Source organism: Archangium violaceum Cb vi76, assembly GCF_000733295.1.
GTDB lineage: Bacteria > Myxococcota > Myxococcia > Myxococcales > Myxococcaceae > Archangium > Archangium violaceum.
Genome location: NZ_JPMI01000119.1, coordinates 1 through 19,015, shown reverse-complemented (window position 1 = coordinate 19,015; position 19,015 = coordinate 1). Strand labels below are relative to the sequence as shown.

Annotated in this window: 15 protein-coding genes and 1 pseudogene; 8 read left to right on the top strand and 8 right to left on the bottom strand. The window is 67.6% G+C overall.

Annotated elements, in window-relative coordinates; all coding sequences use genetic code 11:
• Positions 1-106: 106 nt before the first annotated feature.
• The 3 genes from Q664_RS17995 to Q664_RS59120 all read right to left on the bottom strand — a co-directional run bounded on the left by Q664_RS17995 (position 107) and on the right by Q664_RS59120 (position 2,727).
• A complete protein-coding gene (locus Q664_RS17995; protein ID WP_052518302.1) occupies positions 107-1,348 on the bottom strand; it encodes a type IV pilus twitching motility protein PilT in 1,242 nt (413 codons plus the stop codon).
• Between the two features lie 134 nt (positions 1,349-1,482).
• Positions 1,483-2,109: a DUF2267 domain-containing protein gene (locus Q664_RS17990; protein WP_043396690.1), complete on the bottom strand. Its 627-nt coding sequence runs from the start codon at positions 2,107-2,109 to the stop codon at positions 1,483-1,485.
• Positions 2,110-2,133: 24 nt separating this feature from the next.
• Positions 2,134-2,727 carry a TIGR02265 family protein gene (locus tag Q664_RS59120; RefSeq protein WP_043396706.1) on the bottom strand — a complete coding sequence of 198 codons (594 nt, stop codon included), beginning with the start codon at positions 2,725-2,727 and terminating at the stop codon, positions 2,134-2,136.
• Positions 2,728-2,992: 265 nt separating this feature from the next.
• Between Q664_RS59120 and Q664_RS17980 the strand changes: the two genes are divergently transcribed.
• The 3 genes from Q664_RS17980 to Q664_RS17970 all read left to right on the top strand — a co-directional run bounded on the left by Q664_RS17980 (position 2,993) and on the right by Q664_RS17970 (position 6,024).
• Positions 2,993-3,589: a hypothetical protein gene (locus Q664_RS17980; RefSeq protein ID WP_043396700.1), complete on the top strand. Its 597-nt coding sequence runs from the start codon at positions 2,993-2,995 to the stop codon at positions 3,587-3,589.
• Between the two features lie 9 nt (positions 3,590-3,598).
• The gene (locus Q664_RS17975; protein ID WP_043396688.1) at positions 3,599-5,125 is read left to right on the top strand and encodes a hypothetical protein; all 1,527 of its coding nucleotides are present in this window, start codon (positions 3,599-3,601) and stop codon (positions 5,123-5,125) included.
• Between the two features lie 173 nt (positions 5,126-5,298).
• Complete coding sequence (locus Q664_RS17970) at positions 5,299-6,024, top strand: hypothetical protein (protein ID WP_043396684.1); 726 nt, start codon at positions 5,299-5,301, stop codon at positions 6,022-6,024.
• A 19-nt stretch (positions 6,025-6,043) separates the two neighbouring features.
• Here the strand turns inward: Q664_RS17970 and Q664_RS17965 are convergent, their stop codons facing one another.
• Positions 6,044-8,314, bottom strand: a complete 2,271-nt coding sequence (locus tag Q664_RS17965; protein WP_043396680.1) for a hypothetical protein — start codon at positions 8,312-8,314, stop codon at positions 6,044-6,046.
• A gap of 142 nt (positions 8,315-8,456) precedes the next feature.
• Between Q664_RS17965 and Q664_RS57835 the strand changes: the two genes are divergently transcribed.
• Positions 8,457-9,776 (top strand): hypothetical protein, encoded by a 1,320-nt coding sequence (locus tag Q664_RS57835; RefSeq protein ID WP_152622173.1) that lies wholly within the window; start codon positions 8,457-8,459, stop codon positions 9,774-9,776.
• Between the two features lie 16 nt (positions 9,777-9,792).
• Here Q664_RS57835 and Q664_RS17955 read toward each other — a convergent pair whose 3' ends face one another.
• Both Q664_RS17955 and Q664_RS17950 read right to left on the bottom strand, forming a co-directional pair.
• Positions 9,793-12,189, bottom strand: coding sequence for a helicase-related protein (locus Q664_RS17955; protein WP_043396678.1), 2,397 nt, complete (start codon positions 12,187-12,189; stop codon positions 9,793-9,795).
• A gap of 66 nt (positions 12,190-12,255) precedes the next feature.
• Complete coding sequence (locus Q664_RS17950) at positions 12,256-12,885, bottom strand: RNA 2'-phosphotransferase (RefSeq protein WP_043396674.1); 630 nt, start codon at positions 12,883-12,885, stop codon at positions 12,256-12,258.
• A 114-nt stretch (positions 12,886-12,999) separates the two neighbouring features.
• Here Q664_RS17950 and Q664_RS17945 point away from each other — a divergent pair, with 114 nt between their 5' ends.
• On the top strand, positions 13,000-13,875 hold the full coding sequence (locus Q664_RS17945; protein WP_160174430.1) for a LysR family transcriptional regulator: 876 nt from the start codon (positions 13,000-13,002) through the stop codon (positions 13,873-13,875).
• A gap of 37 nt (positions 13,876-13,912) precedes the next feature.
• Here the strand turns inward: Q664_RS17945 and Q664_RS17940 are convergent, their stop codons facing one another.
• Together Q664_RS17940 and ltrA are read right to left on the bottom strand one after the other, a co-directional pair.
• Positions 13,913-14,608 carry an NADPH-dependent F420 reductase gene (locus Q664_RS17940; protein ID WP_052518298.1) on the bottom strand — a complete coding sequence of 232 codons (696 nt, stop codon included), beginning with the start codon at positions 14,606-14,608 and terminating at the stop codon, positions 13,913-13,915.
• A 587-nt stretch (positions 14,609-15,195) separates the two neighbouring features.
• Entirely contained in the window at positions 15,196-16,491 is a 1,296-nt protein-coding gene (ltrA, locus tag Q664_RS17935) for a group II intron reverse transcriptase/maturase (RefSeq protein WP_200883722.1), read from the bottom strand.
• Between the two features lie 716 nt (positions 16,492-17,207).
• Between ltrA and Q664_RS17930 the strand changes: the two genes are divergently transcribed.
• The 3 genes and pseudogenes from Q664_RS17930 to Q664_RS60985 form a co-directional block, all read left to right on the top strand.
• Positions 17,208-18,134 (top strand): DUF2381 family protein, encoded by a 927-nt coding sequence (locus tag Q664_RS17930; RefSeq protein ID WP_043396668.1) that lies wholly within the window; start codon positions 17,208-17,210, stop codon positions 18,132-18,134.
• A gap of 10 nt (positions 18,135-18,144) precedes the next feature.
• Positions 18,145-18,645: a hypothetical protein gene (locus Q664_RS17925; RefSeq protein ID WP_043396665.1), complete on the top strand. Its 501-nt coding sequence runs from the start codon at positions 18,145-18,147 to the stop codon at positions 18,643-18,645.
• Between the two features lie 162 nt (positions 18,646-18,807).
• Positions 18,808-19,015: pseudogene (locus Q664_RS60985) on the top strand (hypothetical protein); the annotation flags it as partial.

The window sequence follows — 19,015 nt, the reverse complement described above, 5'->3', positions numbered from 1 at the left end:
GTTCTCCAACCCATGGCCCACACTGTGGACACGGGTTCAACCCTGGATGCGTGACACCCTCACCCCGTCCCTCTCCCGGAGGGCGAGGGGAAATGGGCGCGTGTCATCACTCCTTGCTCTTGGGACCACCGGTCTCGAGCTGACGGATGATGTCCGAGAGGTCGTCCTGCTCCTCCTGGATGACGAAGACTCCTTCCTCCGCGGGCACAGGCTTCGGCGGAGCGTCGTCCTGCGTGACGCGCTTCGGCCGGGGCGCGACCGGCCGGGGAAGCGGCTCGGGTCTCGCCACCGCGGGAGCCCGGAGCGAAGACGCGGGCACGGGAGGAAGCTCGGCCGGGGCTTCATCGGCGGGAGACGGCAGGTGCCAGTCCGTCTTCCGGTTCATCCACTCCGCGTAGCGCGTGAACGTCCAGGAGCCATCGGCGGCGCCCGTCTCGATGGTGGAGGGGAGCTTGAAGAAGAGCCCCTGGCGCACGAGGCTCTTCACGGGCGTGCTGCCCGGGAGCACCTCGCACTCGGGCACGCGGATGCCGAGCTCCGGGCGGTAGCGCAACCGCTGGCTCACCACCCCCACGAGGCAGTCCGCGAGCTGGGCACACACCGCGCCCTGTATCTCCGGGGGGAAGGCCGACACCACGCGCTGGAGCGCCTCGGCCGTGCTCGCCGAGTGCACCGTCGCGAGCACGAGGTGTCCCGTCTCCGCCGCGCTCAGCGTCAGGCGCATCACCTCCGGCTCCCTCATCTCGCCCACCATGAGGACGTCCGGATCCTCCCGGAGCGCGTCGATGAGCGCCTGCTCGAAGGAGGGCGTGTCCCGGCCCACCTCGCGCTGGCGGATGAAGGACTGGCGCGGCACCAGCGCGTACTCGATGGGGCTCTCCACCGTGATGATGTGCCGGGCCTCGTTCAGGTTGATCTCCTGCAGCAGCGCCGCGAGCGTGGACGTCTTGCCGGAGCCGGTGGGGCCACTCACCAGCACCAGCCCATGGGCCGGCTCGATGAGGCGGCGCAGGTCCGGGTGGAGGTTGAGCTTCTTCAACGTGGCCTGGGCGGAGGCCAGCAGCCGGATGGCGAAGCCCACGCCGCGCGCACTGCGCAGGATGTTGATGCGGCAACGCTGGCCCTCCACGTTGCGCGAGACGTCATACGAGCACCGCTCGAGGAACTCGGGCCAGTCAGCGTCACCGATGATGTCGCGCGCCATGGCGGTGAGCACCGCGGCCGGCACCGCCTCACCCGCGAGCCGCAGCGCGCCGCGGATGCGCAGTGCCATGGGCATCTCGCCCTCGAGGTGGATGTCGCTCGCTCCCTGCTCACGGGCGAGCCGGATGAAGGCTTCGAGACCCACGTGTGTCCCCTCCTACCGGAGCGAACCCAAGCAACCGGTATGCCGCGTGCACTCCCGGGGACCTTCATAGACCGCGGGCACGTGGCGCTGCCGGGTTGTCCGAGGCATGCGCGGACCGGACGACACTTTGTCGCTCACTCCCACTCGCTCAGGGGGCGATCCGACCCGGGGTGCCCGGCGGCGAGCGTCTCCTGTTCCCGCTCCTGGGTGAGGCCCCTGGCGCTGGAGAGCTTCGTGTCTCCGTGGGGGTTGTCCTCCCGCGCCACCGAGTGCGCGTGCGCCCGCTCGGGCCGGGCCTCGGACAGGGGGTGATGGCTTCCCGGCCGCCCCTCGGCGAGCGTGCCTCGGCCCGGCTCCAGGTGGACGAACTCGAATTCCTCCACGGGCTCGCGCGACGTGAAGAGGGCGCTCATCGGCTCGGGCAGGGCCTCGCGCAGCCGGTGCAGCGTCCCGGGAGACAGGGCCTCCGCGAGGAACTGGCAGACAAGGCCCGTGTGCTCCACGGCCTGCCCGAGCGGCACCCGCGTCCGCTCCGCCACCCGCGCATGCAACTCCGCGAGGTTGAAGTCCTGGTGGGGGACCACGTCGCGCAGGCTCGCGGCCAGGGAAGCGGGAAGATCTTCCGCCAGCGCCTGGACGACGGGCCAGCTCAGCCGCTCACCCAGCACCGGGAGCACCGCTCCAACGATACGCTCCGCCTCCGCCCGGCCAGGCAGGCCCGCGTGCTCGGCCACGTGGGACAAGAGCTCGTCGTACGTCATCGTCGACCTCCTCGCGGGCTCCCCTCACTCCCACGAGAAGTCATATTCACTGTCGAGCGGTCCCAGCACCCCTCCCCGGACGCGCACGTTGCGCGCGCCCAGCCGCTCGAGGACCTCCACCATGGCGCCCTCGTGGTACGGCATGGGCAGGAAGCTGCGCCTCATGACGAGGCGGCCGTGCCGGGGCCCCAGCCACTCCATCGCCCGCTCCCCGTAATTGGAGGTCACCTTGTAGATGGCCTGGAAGCTGGAGGCGATGTGCTCGGTGCCCATGTCGGACTGCGAGCACATCGCGTTGCCCACCGCGGAGGACATCAGGCCCACCGCCGCCTTCTGCCCCAGCATGCGCAGCACCTGCTCCGCGCCTCCATGCCGGGCACTCAGCTCCCGCACCGCGGCCAGGGTCAACCGGAGGAGCAGCGTCACCGGGTAGTTGACGAAGTCCATCAGCCGCTGCTGGCCCAGCACCGCCTGACATCGCGCCATGGCCGCCTCGTCCCCGAGCGACCGGACCGCCTCCAACGTGCGGTTGAGGAACAGCCCCCGCGCGGTGTCCCCGGAGGTCGCCAGCGCCATCAACTGCTCCAGCGTGCGCTCCCAATCCGACTGCATTCCCATGCTTCGGCTCGTGCTCATGTCCACCCGGCCCGCCTGTCTCGTTGCCTCGGTGAAGGACTCCCCCAGCATAGAGCAGGGCCTGGGTGGATTCCCACTTTGCGGGAAATTCTTGAACCGGAAGTGTAGCCTGATAGTCCGATTTCCAGCGGGCGGTACAACCCGGGAGGTGGGGGACTGGGAGGCTTGCGAGCGGGCGCGCGGCATGGTGGCGTTCCATGACGAGACGTGTGTGCCGTCGGGCCAGATACCTTCGGGGGACCCCAAGATGGACAACGTGAAGCTCGAGAACGTGCAGGTGCTGGGTGCCAACCTGTCGAACGTGCTGAGTGCCTTTGGCAGCTTCCAGCTGCTCGCCAGCCGCATCATGCTGGAGGAGGGGCTCGGCGCGGAGTCGAGGGAAGGAGTCGTTCAGTTCGACAAGGACCGGTGGTACCCGGTGAAGCGCTGGCTGGCCACCATCGAGCGCATCGGCCGCGAGTACGGGGAGAGCATGCTCGGCCAGGTGGGGCTCGCCGTGCCGAAGAACGCCCTCTTCCCGCCCTTCGTGACGGACATCGACAGCGCGCTCAAGTCGGTCGACATGGCCTACCACATGAACCACGCCCTCGAGGGGCGGCCCATGTTCTCGCCCACCACCGGCACCATGACCGAGGGCATCGGCCACTACGGCTACTCGCGCCTCTCCGGCCAGAAGCAGATCATCTGCGAGTGCGACAACCCCTACCCCTGCCCTTTCGATCTGCACCTGCTCCAGGCGGTGGCGCAGCGCTTCGAGAAGACGGCCACGGTCACCCATGACGCCACGAAGCCGTGCCGCAAGCAGGGCAGCCCGAGCTGCACGTACATCGTGAAGTGGGTGTAGAACCACCGCATGCGCGACGGACTGCTTCGGAAGCACGCCTGGCCCCTGGCCGCGGCTGGAGTGGCACTGGTGCTGCTCCTGCCGCGTCTGGCGTCGCTCCTGGAGCTCGGCTTCGTGGCCGACGACTTCGCCCACCTGGTGGAAGACCGCCCCCAGCCCTGGTACTTCGCCCAGGATCACCTGTACCGCCCCCTGCGCAACGCGACGTTCCGCGTGCTCCCGGCCCTCTTCGGCCTCGAGCCGGAGCCCTACCGTTTCCTGGTCATGGCGGGCTTCCTCACGTGCCTGGTGCTGCTCTTCGTCTTCGTGCGGCTCCAGGGCGTGGGCCTCGCGGGCGCCCTGTCGGCTTGCGTGTTCGCGGCGCTCCATCCGCGCAACCAGCGGGTCCTGTACTGGTTCGCGGCGGCCCAGGACATCGTGGTCGCCTGTGCGGTGCTCGCGTCCCTGATCGGTTGGAGCCTCTTCCGGCAGCGCGCGTCGAGGGCCGGTTACGTCCTGGCGCTCGTCTCCTTCGGCGTCGGGCTGGGCTTCAAGGAGCCCGCCATCGTGCTGCCCGCGCTGCTCGTCATCGTGGATGTCCACCGGCTCGGCGCGGACTGGAGGGCCGTGCGCACCGCCAGGTTCTGGCGGCCGTACCTGGGCCTGCTGCCGGTGCTCGGGCTCTATGCGGCGTTCCTGCTGCTCTACCCGGAAGGGCGGCTGCGCCAGGCGGAGGGGGGAACCAGCATCTATGGCGTCAGCACCCTCCTCCAGTCGCTGCTGGCCCTGGTGCGCACCCTCTTCAACCTGGTGTTGCCGTTCGCCCGGCCGCTCGCCCTGCGGGATGTGACGGCGCCGCAACTGGCCTGTGCCGTGCTGGTGCTCGCCGCCGTCGTCCTGCTCGCCGTCTGGACGCGGACACGCCGCGCCTGGGGAGCGGCCGCCGCCTGGGTGCTCGTCGCCTCGGTTCCCACCAGCGTCTTCGCCCGGACGAACAATGGGGACCAGTACCTGTTCCTCCCGATGCTCGGCATCGCCTTCGGACTGGCCTGGAGCTTCGACGCGCTCTTCCACTCGAGGACCTGGGTACGGGCCGTGGGCTGCGCGGTGTTGATGCTCCAGGCCTTCTTCGGAGCGCGGTACCTGGCCCGGGCGCAGGAGGAGTGGCGGGTCGCGGGAGAGCTGGTTCAACGCACGCTCCAGTCCGCGCGGGCACTGCCCGCCCCCGAGACACTCTCCACCCTCGTGGTCGTCGACCTGCCGCACATGAATGGGCGAGCGCCCGTGCTGAACAACGGGCTCAAGGGCGCGCTGATGTCCGTGGGATTCCCACCCTCCCTTTCGTTGGAGGTCAACCATCAGCGGCCCGGCATGGATCCCGCCCAGGAGGCGCTCGTCCAGGGGCTGCTGGCCTGTCCCGCCGAGCCGGTGGGTCCAGCGCCCCGGCGCACGTTCGTCTGGGCCCACGGAGCCTTGCTGGAGCGCACCGGGGCCTGCGCGGACCGGTGGGTCCAGGAGGATGAGCAGCGCCGGGCCCTGGCGTGGGTGAGGAGCTGAAGCCCGCGTAGCAGCGGAAGCCACGAAATGGGCCCACGCTCGTAGCCTGGGAAGCAACGACAGACGGGTCTCCGACAGCCCTTCCCTCTGGGGAAGACGCGACAGAGCCGCCGGTACGGTGATTGCAGAAATACCCGGCCGGACAACAGCGTCCCCCCTTTCAAGGATTCGTCATGACCTTCAAGAAGAAGCTTCTGGGCACCCTGGTGCTCGCCATCAGCGTCACGGGCAGCCAGGCCCTGGCCTCCAGCATGGAGCCCGTGCCCGAGCAGGAGTTCGAGGAGCTGCCCCTCCAGGAGGTCGAGACGCAGCCGGTGACGGTGGACATGGCGTTCCGGGAGGTGAAGCCCTCGGATGAGCAGGCCAAGGACGACGAGTTCCTTCCGGATCTGCCCGTGCTCGTCGACGGCAAGCTGTACTCGGCCGAGGAGCTGGAGAAGTCGGGCATCAAGCTGCCGCACTACGTGCTCGACTCGAACGCCGCCGAGCAGGACATCCTCCTGGGCTTCCGCGACGCGGAGTCGCTGAAGCTCTACCTGGAGAAGACGGGGCAGATGCCCTCGGATGAGCCGCAGGAGAAGTCCGCGCTGCCGTGCTGGTTCCGGCCGCCCGCGTACTTCTACGATGGCGCCTACTACACGGGCAGGTACTTCTCGCTGCGCCCGGGCTTCGGGCATGCCTCGTTGGGGGTCTGGGACAACCGCATCTCCTCCACCCGCGGTACCCGGTGCGGCAGCTGGACGCTGCTCACCGAGTTCCCCAACTTCCAGGGCCGCCGGCTGTGGCTGGGCCGCGGCTGGGCCGTCCCCAACCTGAGCAGCTACCGCGTGTACCCGTACTTCTGGTTCTTCCGGCAGACGTGGAACAACCGCGCCTCGTCCGTGATGGTGTTCTGGTAGGCCTGGAGCCGCGCCCGCTTCAAGGGGATGTCGCTGGCGGGACGGGCTGCCGGGAGAAGACGCAGCCCGGCACCACCCCATCGCCCTCCGGGCGCGGGCAGGAGGCGGTGCCTCCATCGAGCGTGGAGTACGTCCGTGGATAACCGGTGTACGCGGTGCGCAGCGTGTAGTCCGCCTGCCCGTAGTCCATCCGGTCCACGGCACGCACGGACACCTCGAGGATTCCACCCCGGAGGAAGCGCGGCTCGAAGCAGGAGCAGGCGTAAGGCCGCACCGTCACCCGCGTCACCCCCTCCCCGCGTTCGAGCGAGTACAGCGGCTGGAGTTCGCCGGGGCCGCTGGCGGGCGAGTGCCAGGCGCGCATCGGCGCCCCGCTGTAGGCGAGCGTCAGCGGAGCGCCGGCACTGCCCGTGGACACGGCGGTGCAGGCACTTTCCACGTCCGGCCGCTCCCCATCACAGAAGGTCAGGTCCAGCGAGAGGCCGTAGGGAATGCCCCCATCGGGCAGGTCCGCCACCTCCCACTGCAGCTCCCAGGTGCGGTCCATGGGCACGGGGAGGGACGAGGGCAGGATGAAGGAGAAGCTGTCCACGTCGCCAGGCACGGCGTCGTAGTCCCGGGGGCCACGCACGCCCTGTCCCTTCGACGGCTCATGTCCGACGAGCCCGCCCAGGCCGTAGGAGATGGAACCGTGCACCTCGTACTCGCTCCCCCTGGGCGGCGCGGGGAAGGCCGTGCCGGCATCATCGCTGGCCAGCATCTTCGACTCGGGAGTCTCCGTCGTCCCACTCCCCTTCCGGGAATTCTCGTCCGGGTCGCTCAGCCACTCCACCTCCAGGCGGTACTCGTGGTCGTCCGCCTGGTGCGGGCCCTCGTCCTGGACGAGGAAGAAGTAGCCCACCGAGGTGGTGTGCGGAGGCACCGGCAATACGCCCTCGAGGTTGCGCAGGTGGGCGAAGGCCTCGAGCTCGTCGCGAGAGGAGTGCAGGCACAGCGGCGTGCCGTGGCCGCACCAGCCATCCACCAGGGACGTCACGGCCGGGTCCGACCCGTAACCATTGCCCTTGGGGCACACGTCCGCCTTCGTGACGCAGTCATTGGCCGAGGAGCCCGCTACCTCGGAGAGGACGCGCACCAGCCGGTGCGGGCGCCCTGGCAGCGGAGGAAAGCGGCCTCCCGAGGGGAGAGGCACCAGACGGTAGTGCAGCAGGGTGTGCGTGGTGCTCGAAGGCAGTTGGACCCTGTACCAGTCCTTGTCCTGCACCGACCCCAGGCGCCCCGTGAAGGACTCCGAGACGGGTGGATGCTTGCCCTCGAGGTTCACGACGCGGGCCCGCGCCAGCTCGTCGTTGTCGGTGGGGGACTCATGGGGGTCCGCCTCGTCCAGCACCTTCACGTCCACCGTGTAGCGCAGGCGGAGGTCTCCAAGAGGCGGCTCGCTGGAGGTGCCGCTGTTCCAGGCCCGCACCAACACCTGCCACCTTCCCGCCTCTTTCGCCCGGCGCGCCGTGGCCAGGTCCACGACCAACGTGGGGGAGTCCACGTGGGCTTCGTCTTCCACGGAGCCATCCGGGCGCAGCAGCTCGTAGGAGAGCAGATAGGCCGGAGGCGGCAGGGGCGCGAGGCTCGGCGCCGTCACCCGTGCGTAGACGATCTTCCCGGCGGGCACGTCGAAGGAGAAGCGATCCACGTCTCCGTCGGTGGCCAGGAAGCCGGAGGCGCTTCCCACCTGGATGCCATCCTGACTCGTCAGCGGCACGGGCGTGGCCGTATCGGCCGTGTCATTGGGCTCGTTGGCGTCCGGGTTCTCCAGCACCTCCACCGTGAGCGAGTAGGGGTTGCGCGCGTCGTAGCCGGGTTGGCTGGGATTGACGGGCTCGGCACCGAGTTGGAGGAGGAGCCTCACGCCCGGCTCGGAGAAGGGCAGGAGGAACTCGACGGGCCTGGGCTGCCCCTCACCGTGCGCGTCCACCCGGCGCGGCGCCAACTCGCCGCCATCCTCGCGCAGCAGGGTGACGGACAGGCTCACCGGGGTACTGGACGCGGCATGGCTGGCGGTGACGCGCAGCAACGAGCGGGGCCCCACGTCCGAGGGCATCCGCACGCTGTACCAGTCGGTGTCACGCTCGAAGGAGAGATAGCGGTCCTTCAAGGGCACACCGGGCGTGAGCTGGCATTCGCGCGAGCGCAGCGCCTCCTCCCGGGAGTTGCAGAGGTCCGCGGGGCCCTGCGGAGAACAAGCGGTGAGGACGAGCAGCACGAGCGGCAGCAGTCGAGCGGGAGGGTGCATGGAGCGCGGGACTCAGGTGTGGAGAGCGGGCATGGTACGGCTTCGAACGGCACCTGGGGTGACTGACGGCAGCAGGTTGACGCTGGGCGAGAACCCGATGAATGCTCACCAACCGGCCTGTATGTCCATGACAAGGAAGTCCATGAAACGACCTCTCGTGCTGTGCGCGCTGGCAGCGCTCACCCTGTTCGGCTGCGGACGCAAAAGTGAACACGTATCGCAGCTCATCCCTTCACCCAACGGGGCCTACCAGGCCGTCGTGCTGGATTGCCGCGCGGACGCGAGTGATTGTTCCCCCCTGCTCAAGGTGATTCGCACGGGTGAACCCACCTCTCGCGAGACCCAGTCCGTGCAGGAAGCCACGTTGACCCCCGGCGTGCAACCGCGCCTGACCTGGATGTCGGACACCACGTTGCTCATCGACGAACCAGGCGCTTCCGCGCGTCCGGACATTCAAGGCGAAGTATCGTTTGTGTTCGTGCCGTGGCGGCTCATGCCTTCATCGTTCATGGCGAAGCTCCCACCAAGAGCCCGCCGGCCCGACAACCCGCCCCCGCCCCCGGCTCAGCCCTCCAAGGTGCCGCCTGTCGATTCAGCCTGCGGTTTTCCTGGCCTGAAATTGCCAACCGACGTTTCCGTGCTCGCCGGCGGGGCCTACGCTGGAGCGAAGAGCACGAACCACATCGACCAGAGTGGGCACGCCGCCACGACCATGGAGGTGAGTGTCGACAACCCCCAGAAGCCCGTCGTGCTGATCCTCGGGGCCTACGAGCCGACCATCTGGACGATCCACCGCGCACCGGGCACGACCATCCTCGCCGTGCTGGCCAGCGGCTACCATCGGCAGGTCGTCACGGGCCTGGATGCCAACACCCCCGTCGCCATCCATACGAACGAAAACAAGAGTCCGTGCGGCCGCTTCTTCATGGGAAGGGATGACCTCGAGGAGCTGAACACCATGGCCCAGAAGTTCTTCGGACGCGACGTCGACAAGGTCCATCCGGCCTACAACGGCGTGGTCACCATGGGCAGCGCGCAAGGCACGTCCTCCCAGTGGGTGGGCCGCGGCAATGCGCCGGCGAGCTCATACTTCGTCAAGCCAGTGCCGCGGCCCGCGGACCTGGCCGAAACGGGCATTGACGAGGCCCTCCGCAAGGGCCAACTGCGACGCGCGAACCTCGGTGACAAGAATCAGTGGGAAGCGGAGATGGCGAAGCGGGCGCCCAAGCTCGGATTGTCACCGGACGCGGTCAAACTGCGGTTGCTCCACGCGAACTCGACGGGCTCGTTGGACCGTGCGTATGTCGTGCTGGGACCCATGACGCTACCGGAGGGACTCTACGGTGCGCGCTCGGCGGTGTTCTTCGTACCGAAAGGCACGGAGCGTCCGCGCGGCAATCCCGGCCACTCCACGATCTACGATTTCAACGACATGAGCTGTACCGGCACGGGCTGCGGGTAATCGGAGCCCCAGGCCCCTATCCGCTCCCCTCCCCGGTCCCACTTCTCCGGGGCTTCGAGTCGGGAGCCGACCCCGGTGCTCGCCCACCCCGTCGGCGCCGCCGCCTCTTCACCGGAGGGCGCCCGGACCGTCCTCCGAGCTCTCGCAGCACCCGCGCGCGAACACCGCCCTCCAGCTTCAGCTCTTGCAGGAAGGCGTGCACCTGCTGGGCACCGTTCGGGTGGCGCAGCGCCTCGCTGAGCCGCTCGGCGATGTCGATCCTCAACGCCACGGGGCCGAGCACCTCATACCCGAAGGCCCGCGCATTCCAGCCGACCAGCGCCGCGACCCCGAGCATGGGCTCTCGTGGAACGCCCTGGGGCACCGGACTCCGATGGAACAACGCCGTCAGAATGCAGCGCCGCTCCAGCGCGGGCGGTGCGAGCGCCTCGGCGACGTACAGGAAGCGTTCCCCCTCGCGAACACCCAGCGCCTTCAAGCGCTCCCGGGACTCCGCGTCCAGGAGCCGCCACTGCTCGCGCGCCGCCTCCTGGGAGGTCACGCCCAACCCCTCCGCCAGACAGTAGGCGAGGCCCCGCATCGCCGCGGAGCTGCCCGAGCCGGTGAGGGCCTCGGCGGGAAAACCACCCATGGCCTCGGTGACGAGATCCCGCGACAGCGCCACCAGCCGGCGCTCGAGCAGCCGCCGCGCGCCTCCCGTCCAGACCTCCGGCTCCGCGAGCGCGATCTGCGGGGTGCGCCGATCCTTCCCGGGAACCAGACGGGCCAGCGGCTGCCCCTCGAACGAGATGCTCCCCGACGCGTCCACCTCGAAGGCGTCATGCGTCGCGTCCACCACCCGCTGGACGAACTGCTCCTCGGTCATCGCCCCGCCTTCAGCGCCCGGCACCTCCCCCAGCAACTGCCCCAGCTTCGCGAAGGGGCTGTCCGACTCGGGAGCGTTTCGTGCGGTGGCCCTCACGAACCGGCGTGCGCTCCTCCGCGCGGCCCGCTGCACGAAGCGCTCCACGAGCCGCTCATGAAGGGCATCTCCCAGCGCGTCCTCGATGCGGCGGGTGCGCTCCTGCCAGTGCTCGGCGTCATGCAGCCAGCTCGAGCGATGGCTGATGTACGTCCAGATGCGGATGGCGGCCAGCCGGTCCATCAACGTGTGGATGTCTCCGGAAACATCGTCGAGCGGCGACACCTGCCTGGACAGCCAGGACTGCTCCAGCTTCCCGTCTCCCTCCGAGAGCTGAAGGAAGGTCTCGCGCAACAGCGCGACGTGCTGGCCGAAGAGCCCCTTGCGGAAATCCGGAATCTGGCAGACCTGCCACAGCAGCTCGACCGAGGCCCGGTGGGTGGCGATGTCTCGAATGGCGGGAACGTTCGAGAGCTCCTTGAGCGCATCGAAGTCGTCCGCGCGCTCCACCCGGACGAAGGCATGGTGGTTCGGAGCCCGCGTCAACGAATCCAGCAGGGCCTCCGGGCTCGAGAAATCGAGCGAGGCATTACGCCAGATGAGACTGCGCACCGCCGGGAACCGGTGGGACTCGATGGCCGAGACCACGCGCGGAGGCAGCTCGGACAGGGAGTTCAGGGTTCCGAACGTCCCATCATTCAAGTGGCGTCCCGCGCGGCCCGCGATCTGGGCCAGCTCGTCTGGGAAGAGCTCCCGCTGCTCGGCGCCGTCGTACTTGGAGAGCGCCGCGAAGGCCACGTGGTTGAGGTCGAGGTTCAGCCCCATCCCGATGGCATCCGTGGCCACGAGGTACTGGACCTCGCCGGCCTGGTACATCGCCACCTGGGCGTTGCGCGTGCGTGGGGAGAGCGCGCCCAGCACCACGGCCACCCCACCCCGGAGGCGGCGCAGCGCCTCGGCGAGCTCGTACACGCGGTCCGCGGAGAACGCGACCACGGCCGAGCGTGGAGGAAGACTCTTCAGGGAGCGCGTCCCAGCGTAGCGCAACTGGGACAGGCGGGTGGCGCGCTTCACCGACACATGGGGGATGAGCGCCTGCACCATGGGCCGCATCGTGTCCGCGCCGAGGAACCAGGTCTCCCGGCGCCCACGCGCATGGAGCAGCCGATCCGTGAAGACATGCCCGCGCTCCCGGTGAGCGGCGAGCTGGATCTCATCCACCGCGAGGAAGTCGACCTGCCTGTCAGTCGGCATCGCCTCGACGGTGCAGATCCAGTAATCCGGGCGAGGCGGCAGGCGCTTCTCCTCTCCGGTCATCAGGGCGACCCGTCCCTCGCCCACGCGAGCGGTCACCCGGTCGTAGACCTCACGAGCGAGCAGGCGCAGCGGCAGGCCGATCATGCCCGTCTCGTACTCGAGCATGCGCTCGATGGCGCGGTGCGTCTTCCCCGTGTTCGTGGGCCCCAGCTCCGCCACGACGACGGAGGACCGGCTGGAGGGGCTGGAGTTCATTGGCGAAGTCTAACCCCGAACGGGGTCCTCCGCCCGGCTCACCTGAAGGCCGGACCCCAGGGGGTTTCAGGAGGACAGACGCCACCGCAGCTCCCCGAGCGCCCGCTCGCCAGCGACCGTGGAGGCCAGCAGGTCCGTGACGGCATCCCGGGGAACCGCCCGCGCGAGCAGCACGCCGTTGGGGGCCCGGAAGACGCTCAAACCAGCCACACGCAGCCGGACGGGGGAGACCACCAGCAGCACGTCCACCCCAGCCCGCTTGCCGACCGTGGCGTCCACCGCGGGCGCCAGGTGCACGTGGCTGCGCGCGGCGGCGTGCACCCCCTCGCTGTCGAGGATGGCCCGCGCGGCCACCACCGAGGTGCCGTGGTAGAGCAGCGCGTCCCCGAGCACCACTTCCCAGCTGCGCTCCAGCCCCTCCAGGGTGACGGGAGTGCCCTCGGGCGAGTGTCCCTGCACGGCACGCACCCGCTCGCCCCGCAGCTCGAAGCGGGACTTGGAGTTCTCGGCCACCACGGCCTCCAACTGGGCCCGCGACAGGCCCGTGAGGCTCAGCACCTCCGTCACGGGGGCGAAGCCGGCCTCGTCCATGGCCAGCCCGGACTCCCGTGCGCCGTGGCGCAGCAACCAGGAGAGCTTCTTGGATCTCGAGACGAGGGCCTGTGAATCAGGGGCGGCGCGGTGACGGGGATGCATGACTGGGCTCCTCTCGGGAGTGAACAGCGTATGCCCGGGAAGGTAGCCCCGGGGACCTCCGGCGGGAAATCGGAGCTTCTCACGAGGTATCCAAAAGATGGATGGTTGCTCCTCATGGAACTCGATGGACTGCGCGCCCTGGTGGCCTTCGCCGAAGCCGGCTGCAACCTCACCCGCTCCGGGAAGGCCGTCGGGCTGTCTCAGCCCGCCATGCACGCGCGGCTGCAGGCGGTGGGGAAGGAACTGGACGTCACCCTCTACGAGCGCCGGGGGCGTACCCTGCAATTGACGGCGGAGGGCGGACGGGTGCTCGCCTGGGCGCGGGATGTGCTGGAACGCGAGCAGTCGCTCCGGGCGGAGCTGCACGGGGGAAGGGCCACGCAGCGGGTGGTGGTGGCCTGCGGGGAGGGGGCGCTCGTGCACGTCGTCTCCGGGCGGCTGGCGGCGCTCGCACGGGCACGGCCCGGGGTGCTTTCCTTCCTGGTGCTCGATGGGCCCGCGGCGGCCGCCGCGGTGGAACGGGGAACGGCGCACCTGGCCGTGGCCGCCGGTCCCGCGGGCACCACTCCCGGCCTGCGCTCCCTTCCGCTCCTCACCACTCCGCTGCTCGCGGTGGTATCGCGCCCACATCCGCTCGCGCGCGCGGGCCAGGAAGTGGATGCGCGCACCCTGCTCGCCCATCCCCTGCTGCTCCCTCCACCGGGCCGGGTGCTGCGCACCACCCTCGAGGAACTGGCGGCGGCGCACGGCCTGCCGCTCCGGGTCGCGGTGGAAGTGACGGGTTGGGAGGCCGTCTGCCGTCTGGCATCACTCGAGGTGGGCGTGGGGCTCGTCAACGCCCTGGTGCCCACCCCGGAGCTGACGCGGCTGTCCGTGCGCGGACTGCCCTCCACCACCTACCGGCTCCTGCTGCGCCGTGGGCGGGGCACGCCGCTGATGGACGAAGTGGTGGAGGCCCTTCGCACTGCCGCCTCGCCGGCACCCGGCTAGTTCGCCTTGGAGTTACCGTGATGCACCCTTGGGCATTTCAGGGGGCGAGCCCGAGAGCGGGAGGAAGCAGCACGTTGAGGGCGCGTACGAAGGTGCGCCAGTCGTGTCCGTGCTCCCGGAAGCAGTAGCGGTGGGCCAGGCGGGTAACGAGGAAGTACATGGCGGCGACGGTGCGTGCCTGCTGGAGAGCTCCCGCGTCCACCGGCTCGAAAGGCAGCGTACGAATGAGCGTGAGGAGCGAGGCCTTGGCTCCCGCCTGATCTCCGACCACGAAAACGGGCGTCCTGCGTCCATCCAGCAGCGGCGCGTCGAAGAGCTGGGCCCACGTCACCTGGAAGGCACCGAACACGTGTGCGCGAGGCAACCGCCGGGCCGTCCGCTCCTGGGAAGACTCGAATGAGGGCACCTGGGTGAGCGGGTTGAAGTCGGGGGGAGGCTCCTCGTGGGAGGTGGAGATATCCACCACCGTCTTGTTCTCGGTGACGGAAGCGAGCTCTTCCAACAGCGTGTCGTTGGAGTGGTAGGCGAGGAAGATGGTGGAGGCCCGCGAAGCAGCTTCCACATTGCCCATCCCCCGCACGCGTCCGGCGCCGAGTTCAGTGGCAAGCGCCAGGGCTCGTTCCGGCTCACGCGAGCCGAGGAACACCGTATGACCCGCTGCGGCAAGCACCCGCGCGAGCCCTCGTCCCATGTTGCCCATGCCGATGACGGCGATGGATTGGGTCTCTGTCATACCCGCATCCTCGCTTGACGAAGGCCAGGGGAGAAGCACCCCCTTCGCGCGGGCGCCCCCAAGCAGGCGCGGAGGAGGCGAACGAGGCGCCCCGGGCAGCGGCCAGCAAGGAGCCGTTGAAGGAGAGGAGGCCGCGAGTGGACCAGGCCGAGCTGCTCAGGAGGTCGTTCGACTTGGTGGTTTAGCCACAACCGACAAAAGGCCGCCGGAAGGTGTCAGAGGATTCGTACCGCTCGGAGCGGCAGGCAACCTCTACTGGAGGTGGCGGGAATCGAACCCGCAGACAAGGCGATAGAAAACCCCAAGCAGGACGCGCCGTTACCCGCTATCCCCTTGATTTTACGTCGGTTCGATTTCCCGCCCCGTCCCGTGCTGTGCCGTCCGGTTCCACCTGAATCCACGCTGGAGGGGTAGAGTCGACGGGAGGCGCGGTGCCGCTCGGGTTCGTCGGCGCCTGCTGCGAGGGTCCGCTCTCGCTCGCCCTCTCGCCGAGTCTCACCCACGGTCCGTTTCCTCCACGCCGCTCATCGAACCGGACGTGCAGATTTCCTGCATCCGGCTCTCGGACAGGTTTCACGCGACGCGTGTCAGCGCAGGAGAGCACGCACCTCCAGCACTCCGAGGCTCCGGTGCACCTCGTTGTACTTGAAGCGTGACGTTGCTCGCGCCACCTTGTGCCTCCTGCTCAGGAAGTTCCTCACCCGTTCGGTCACGTGCCAGTCCAGCACGTTGAACGCGTGCACCGGCGAGTCGTAGGCGAAGTACGTCGCCCACCCTCGCAGGAACCGGTTAAGCTCGCCCGCTATCTCCTCCCAGCGCTCCGTCCTGCCGCGCCGAAGGATTCGGCTCACTTCACCTCGGGCATGCTCCATCGCCTTCTTCGACGGTCGGGCTCCCAGGTACTTCTGGCCGGTCTTCTTGTAGACCAGGGGTCCCAGTTCGTACCCGAGAAAGCGGAAGTGCTCCTTCCGCGCATCGCGAATGCTCGTCTTCGTCTCGTTGAGCGTCAGCTTCATCCCATCGAGCCATCTCTTCACTTGCGCCAGCACCTCCGCGGCTCCCCTGCGGGCTACCACCACGAAGTCATCGGCGTAGTTGACAAGCACCGCTCCGCTCCTCTTCATCAGCTCGCTCTTGGCGAACACCCTCAGCAACCGGTTGATGTAGATGTTCGCCAGCAGTGGTGAAATGACACCACCCTGCGGTGTCCCCTGCTTCGAGCGCCTGCCTCCGCTGTACTTCGGGCGTCCTTGATCGTCCCTCTCTTCCACAGGCACCTTCAGCCACATCTTCACCAGATGCAGCACCGCCTTGTCCGCGATTCTCCTCGCGACGCTCTTCATCAGCTCCGCGTGGGGAATCGTGTCGAAGTACTTCGAGAGATCCGCATCCACCACCTGCGTTCGCCCTCGCTTCAGCTCCTGATGAACCTCTTGGACCGCATCGACCGCGCTGCGCCCGGGTCGGTACCCGTATGCAGCCTCGCTCAAGTCGGCCTCGAAGATGGGCTCCAGGATGAGCTTCGCCGCCGTCTGGACCACTCGATCCTTGATCGTGGGGATCCCCAGTGGCCGCTCGCCTCCTCCTGGCTTGGGTATCAGCACCCTCCGCACAGGCTGGGGCCGATACGTCTTCCCTTGCAGCTCACGCTGCAACTCCTCGAGCCAGCGCTCCTCGCCGTACGCCGCAATCTGCTCGAAGGTCTGTCCGTCCACTCCTGCGGCGCCCCTCTTCTGCTTCGACTGCCTGAGCGCCTCCGTCAGAACGTCCCATCGATGGGTCTTGTCGTACAGCGCGTAGAACCGGAACGTCGGCTCCGCCTTGGCCTTCGCGTACAGCTTCGCTCGGAGCTCTTCGAGCTTTGTAGGGGTTGTTAGGCTCACGCCAATCTCCCGCTGCGTCTGCTCCTTGCGAAGCACCCTGAACCAGGGCCCCTTCCCTCCACGGTCGTTACCCGCTTCATCGGTAGTACGGGCCCTTCCGACTCCTGGCCGTCGCCACGCCCTTGCGGCGTGTTCGGGTCGCTACCCCGCTCGGACCAGGTCTCCCGTGTTGCGCACTTCACCGTGTGCTCACATGCCGCGCCCCACTACCCCGGTGGTCCACCCGACGATGTTGCTGTCGACCTTCTCGCCGGGCACCTGGCCTTCCCTGTATGTGCGTCAGGTCGGCTCCCACGATTGCCCTTTCGGGGCCTGCTCGGGCTTCACTCACGTTGCGGCCTGCAAGCTCGCTCGACCTCCTTTCGAGGCCTTCTGTCTCTGGGCTTCGAGTCCGAGAGTCACCCCTCGTCCCCGCCAGATAGCTACCGAGGGGGTCGACTTCCTCCTCGGGCGGGACTTCCACCCGCTGGTCAAGTGCACCTTCACGGCGCACGCACACTGAGGGCACATGACGCCCTCCATCCCGCCCGCCTTTGCTTATCCCGGGTGCAGCGCAGCTCACGTCTAGAAGGTTCCTTCGCTGGGGGGCACCTTCGGTGGCGAACCGCACCAGACCTCACGATTCTTCGGTCGCCGAACAGAGCGATGAGCGCATCTCCGATCGAGGAATCAACGGCTTGAGTGCTCGCCACCCGTCCTGATAAGTTGACCGGCGCATGCCAACTCGCCTACCTCTCCGGTCTGTACTACTTGTTGCCCTTATGGCGTCAGTCGCCCTGGCCAGCGACGAGCGCGATAAGATCTCCGTGCGCCCCGTCCTGCTTTCGGAGCACCCGGACAATGCCACTCACCGCGTCTACGTGAAGGGACAGGTCGTCACTACTCTCCGGTTCGAGAAGCCAGTCGACCCGAACAAGACGAAGATGATCAGCTGGGAGGGCCGCCTTGAGCCGCTGGCGGTGGTCCGCAATAAGGTGATTTTGGAACCCATCCATGATCTTAACGACGACGAAGGGATCCCCTTGGTCGTGACTCTGGTTGATGGGACAGAGGTGCCGTTTCTCCTGAGACCCCCGGGCCGTAAAGGGTGGTCCTGGACAGACCAACAGGTCGACGTGTTCGAGAACCGCGAGAGTTACGCGGCCATGCATGCGGCTCTGATGGAAGCGCTCAAGAAGAACGACGCTCTTACCGAAGAGAACCAGCGTTACCGCAAGGAAGAGACCTCGGAGGACCACGCTCTTGCCGCTCTGCTGGCGTCGGGCGCGGTAGCGCAGACGCCCTTCATGATCGCGGACCATTTTTCCGGCAAGGACGATGATACCGAGATTGATGCGACGGTGTTCCAAGGTAAGGGCAAGGTCGCTGTAGTCTTCAAGATCAAGAACCTAGATTCTGAGCAGTCTTGGAGCATGAAGACGGCTCGTCTTCTAACCAAGGGCAGCGGCAATGAGCGAGCGATCGCTGTTCGCGCCACCGTCCGAGAGATTACGCCTGGCGGCTCCGGTGTAGTGGCTCTTGTCGCGGACGGTAGCGCATTCATTGAAGATGGCGCGTTGACGAGCCTGTTCCTCGAAATCTACCGACACGACGGGATGCGGCAAGCCTTCGTCCAACTAGATCCGACTCTCATAGCGCGATAAGAGCGGGGACATGGCCTCCAACAAGTTTGCGCTCTTGGGCTGCGCCGCCCTACTCGTGCTCTCCTCTGGATGCCCCGGAACTGCGACGGGAGGGGTGTCCCTCCGTCCCGACGGCAGCCCGGGACCGGAGGAATGCCCAGCAGATGCGCGCAAGGCGATGAATTATTTGAGGATGTTCGTCGGAGAAGCTGCGTGGGTCCAGCTCGACGCGAACCAGACTCGCACCCATCCCATTACTCTGTACGACGGAAACATTGAGAGCGTGCTTGAGGAGAATCTTGGGCTGATTGAAGCGCCGGCCCGGCTCTATGGTCGGGTTTGGACAGGAGGACCCCAAGTCGTCATCCGGTACTACTCTGCCCAGCCGTTGAAAGGAGGCGAGCAGGTCCCCATTTGCGCTGTCGCTCGGCTCGGGATGGGGCAACTTCGGAAGCGGCCCGACTCCAAGCCAGGAACTGCTATCCTCGATTCTCCCCGTGCTGGCGTCTACATCGTGGACGAATTCAGGTAACACAGTCAGTCGCACCGTCCGCGTTTCCCGAAGCTACCCATCGGCCCGCAGCCCCACTCAGCGTCCTCACCGATACTTCTCCACATTGAGCGGCTCAGCGCACCTCGGAAATTTATGCTACAAATCATTTCAGGAAAGTTCTTCGATTCAGACGACAGGTACATGAACCATGAACGAGGAGTTTTTTACTCCAACTTCTCGTGGTTTGATTCGATTCAGACATGCGTGGCGACACTTCAACCTGCGGATACTTTCCGAGCGCCAGCCACTTATGTCGTGAGTTACACCGAGCAGATTGAGAAGCTGCCCGGTGGGCCACATTCTGGTGAACTTGTAGGAACCGATGGGCGAGAGATCCTCGCTCAGTTTG